Here is a 3,405-nt window from a genome sequence, read left to right as displayed (position 1 = left end):
GCCAAGCGCGACGAGGACGGCAATGCCTACCGCTGGCGAGTACACAGCCGGGCCTTCAAGGGCGAAGAGGACGCAGAAGGCGTCGAGGCGACATGGACCGTCTGCGAGCCCGTCGTTCGCGCAATCCAGGTGCTCGAACAGTTGCAGCCCGCCAGTCAGAACTACCTCATGGGTGCCCTCCTCCATGGACCGGGCCAGCCGAAGAAGGCCGGCGTTGATCGAGCCATCGGCGTCGGCGCCACCAACCAGAACCTCAATCTCTTCGCCGCCTTCGTCAACGATCTCTGCACGGAGCGAGAACGCACCGACACCATCGCAGCTGGCCAGGGCCATGCACTCCGGCTCAAGACGAGAGTCTTCAGACGAACTCTGGCTTGGTTCATTGCGCGACACCCTGGCGGAGTCATCGCTGGGGCCCTGCAATATCGGCATCAATCAATCCAAATGTTCGAAGGATATGCGGGGACCAGCGACTCCGGGTTCCGGGCCGAGGTCGAGAGCGAGCAGGCCATTGCCCGCGGCGAGGTCTACATGGAGATGATCGAGGCCCACCAGCACACCGACCTCGCCGGACCTTCAGCCGAAGAGGCGGCCCGCCGACTGAAGGACTTCGGCGATCGAGCCCACTTCCAGGGCCAGGTCGCCCTTGACAAGCACCGCCTGAAGCGGGTGCTGAAGCGACATGACCCGGCGATCTATCCCGGCGAGTACGTCACCTGCGTCAACGACCCAGTCAAGGCTCTCTGCGAGAAGGCCCGCCGAGGCAACAGCGAGGGGCTCCCTTCTCACGGCGGCTGCCTGCCCCTGGCCTGCCGCAATGTCGCGCTGACCCCCGAGAACACCGCCGCCTGGCAACGCGAGATCACGCGCATCGACAAACGCCTCGCGTCCCGGCCGACGCTGGCACCCCGGCTCGATACCCTCCTTCGATCGCGACGGACCGAGATGTGGAATGGGTGTAGTTCCTTTCCAGGGAAGTTCCTGATCACGCAGTGAGCTGGTAGCGGTGCTGGTCAGGGCTGGGGTAGAGGCGTTGGTGCTCACGTTCGAGGTGAAACGCCCAGTAGGAATCGAAGTCGCCGTTGTCGACGAGCGCGCGGAGTTTGAGGACGGCTTCGGCACCGTCCAGGCCCCAGTGGGCACCGGTGATCTCGAGCCGGTCGCCGATCAGGTGACGGCACGCCCCTTCGATAGCGCCGGTGGCGATCGGCCAGCCGGCTTCGAGGGCGGTGTCGTAGCGGAGCTGGTCGAGGTGGCCGGTGAGATAGCGGACGCAGGCGTCCACCCCCTCACGCTTGCTGTCCGAGAGCCGTGCGCGGTCGGCCTGGCCGGTCATCTCGGCGGCGGCGCGGGCGGCTTGACCGTGCAGGATCGTAGTCAGGTGGCCCGCGACCCACGCTTCGGCCTCGGCCGTGCCGGGCTTGTGGAAGCAGTGCGCCGCGCCCCAGCAGTACTCCGCCACGTGCACGAAGTCGAGGAGGACGTGCAGGTCGATGTGGCGGTCGGCGGCCTGCTTCTTCAGGAGGTCGAGTTGGTGGCGGGCTCCGTCGACGAGCGCGAGCCAGGTCCTGCGGTGGTGCGGATCGCGGGCCTCGCCCTGGGCGAAGGCGTCGGCGATCACGTTCTCGGGTGGGTGGATGAGGGAGGCGGTCAGCCATTTGCGGGTGGCCTTCGGCCCGGGACGCGGTGGGCGCTCGCCGCTGCGTCCCTCGGGCGGGGCGATCACGTCGTGCGGGCGGCGCGGGGCCGGGGCGGCGTCGAACACGCAGGCCAGCGTGGCCATCCGCTTGCGGTGGGGCTTCTCGCCCGGGGCGAGCCGGGTGCGCGGGGTGTTCTTCTTGGCCAGGTGGGCCTTCAGCGTCGCGGGACGCAGTGCTTCGGGCCGCATGACCACGCCCTTGCCGTCGGCCTGGAGGACCAGCAGCATCTCCGCGGTGGACGGCAGGGGGATCTTCTTCTCACGGTAGAAGTCGTCGATGTCCGCCCGCGGCGAGGCTGTTTACTCCTCTGTGTAAGAGGTGATCTTGCTGGGTGCTGGTCGGGCCCCGGCTGACACCAGGAATGTGACGCATAGTGAGTGACCTGATGAACGAGCACGCCCCGCACGCCGGGTCCGCAGAGCCCCGCGAAGAGGCATCCCGTCGACTGGCCGGGGCCCTGTCGCCCGCAGCGATCGATCGGCTGCTGGCGGACGCGGAGGCGGCCGGGGTCGGCATCGACGGCCAGGGCGGTCTGCTGCAGCAGATGATGAAGGCGGTCCTGGAGCGGGCCCTGCAGACGGAGATGGCCGACCACCTCGGCTACGAGGCGGGCGACCCGGCCGGCCGCGGCTCGGGCAACTCCCGCAACGGCTCCTACCCCAAGACGCTGACCACGGTGGCCGGCCCGGTCACCGTCGACGTGCCCAGGGACCGCAGGGCGGAGTTCGAGCCGATGATCGTTCCCAAGGGCAGGCGACGCCTGGCCCAGGTCGACGACATGATCCTCTCTCTGTACGCCCGTGGCATGACCACCCGGGACATCACCGCGCACCTGAAGGAGGTCTACGGCTCGGAGGTGTCCCCGGCCCTGGTGTCGAAGATCACCGATGTGGTCGCCGACGAGATAACTGCCTGGCAGAACCGGCCCGTTGACGAGGTCTACCCCATCCTCTACATCGACGCGCTGAGCGTGAAGGTGAGGGACGGCGGCATGGTCACCAACAAGTCCGCCCACCTGGTCATCGGCGTCGACGTGGACGGCATCAAGAACGTGCTGGGCATCTGGCTGCAGGATGCCGAAGGCTCGAAGTTCTGGCTGAACGTGCTCACCCAGCTCAAGAACCGCGGCCTGCGCGACGCGCTGATCGTGTGCTGCGACGGGCTGACCGGCCTCCCGGAGGCGATCAACACCGTCTGGGACAAGGCCCTGGTCCAGACCTGTGTCACGCACCTGATCCGGTCGTCGATGAAGTACGTCTCCTATACCGACCGCAAGAAGGTCGCCGCCGCCCTCAAGCCGATCTACACCGCCAGTACCGAGTCCGAGGCACTGTCCGCCCTGGACGAGCTGCGCTCCGATTACGGCAAGAACTACCCTGGTTTGCTTGCCAGTTGGGAACGAGCCTGGGAGGAATTCATCCCCTTCCTCGCCTTCGACCGCGAGATACGCCGCGTGATCTATACCACCAACGCCATCGAATCCCTCAACTACCAGCTGCGCAAAATCACCAAGACCCGCGGACACTTCCCCTCCGACGACGCCGCCATCAAACTCCTCTACCTCGGCATCCGCCGCATCGAGGGCCGCCACATCGACGGCGACGGCCCCATTCCCCAAGGACGCGTCCGCGGCACCGGCACCCTCGGCTGGAAGCGCGCCATGAACCACTTCATGCTCGCCTTCCCCGACCGCCTCCCCCTCTGA

The 3,405-nt window shown here is 67.2% G+C and carries 2 protein-coding genes and 1 pseudogene; 2 read left to right on the top strand and 1 reads right to left on the bottom strand.

Annotation, left to right across the window (positions count from 1 at the left end; translation table 11 throughout):
• Positions 1-996: pseudogene (locus VXC91_RS43760) on the top strand (hypothetical protein); the annotation flags it as partial.
• Here VXC91_RS43760 and VXC91_RS43755 read toward each other — a convergent pair.
• Entirely contained in the window at positions 986-1,978 is a 993-nt protein-coding gene (locus VXC91_RS43755) for an ISKra4 family transposase (RefSeq protein ID WP_329512916.1), read from the bottom strand. The pseudogene VXC91_RS43760 and the gene VXC91_RS43755 sit on opposite strands and share 11 nt — an antisense overlap.
• 107 nt (positions 1,979-2,085) lie before the next feature.
• Here VXC91_RS43755 and VXC91_RS43750 point away from each other — a divergent pair, with 107 nt between their 5' ends.
• A complete protein-coding gene (locus tag VXC91_RS43750; protein ID WP_408057621.1) occupies positions 2,086-3,405 on the top strand; it encodes an IS256 family transposase in 1,320 nt (439 codons plus the stop codon).

Origin of the sequence: Streptomyces chiangmaiensis, from assembly GCF_036281785.1 — a bacterium.
Classification (GTDB): Bacteria; Actinomycetota; Actinomycetes; order Streptomycetales; family Streptomycetaceae; genus Streptomyces; species Streptomyces chiangmaiensis.
This window is presented reverse-complemented; position numbering and strand designations above follow the sequence as displayed.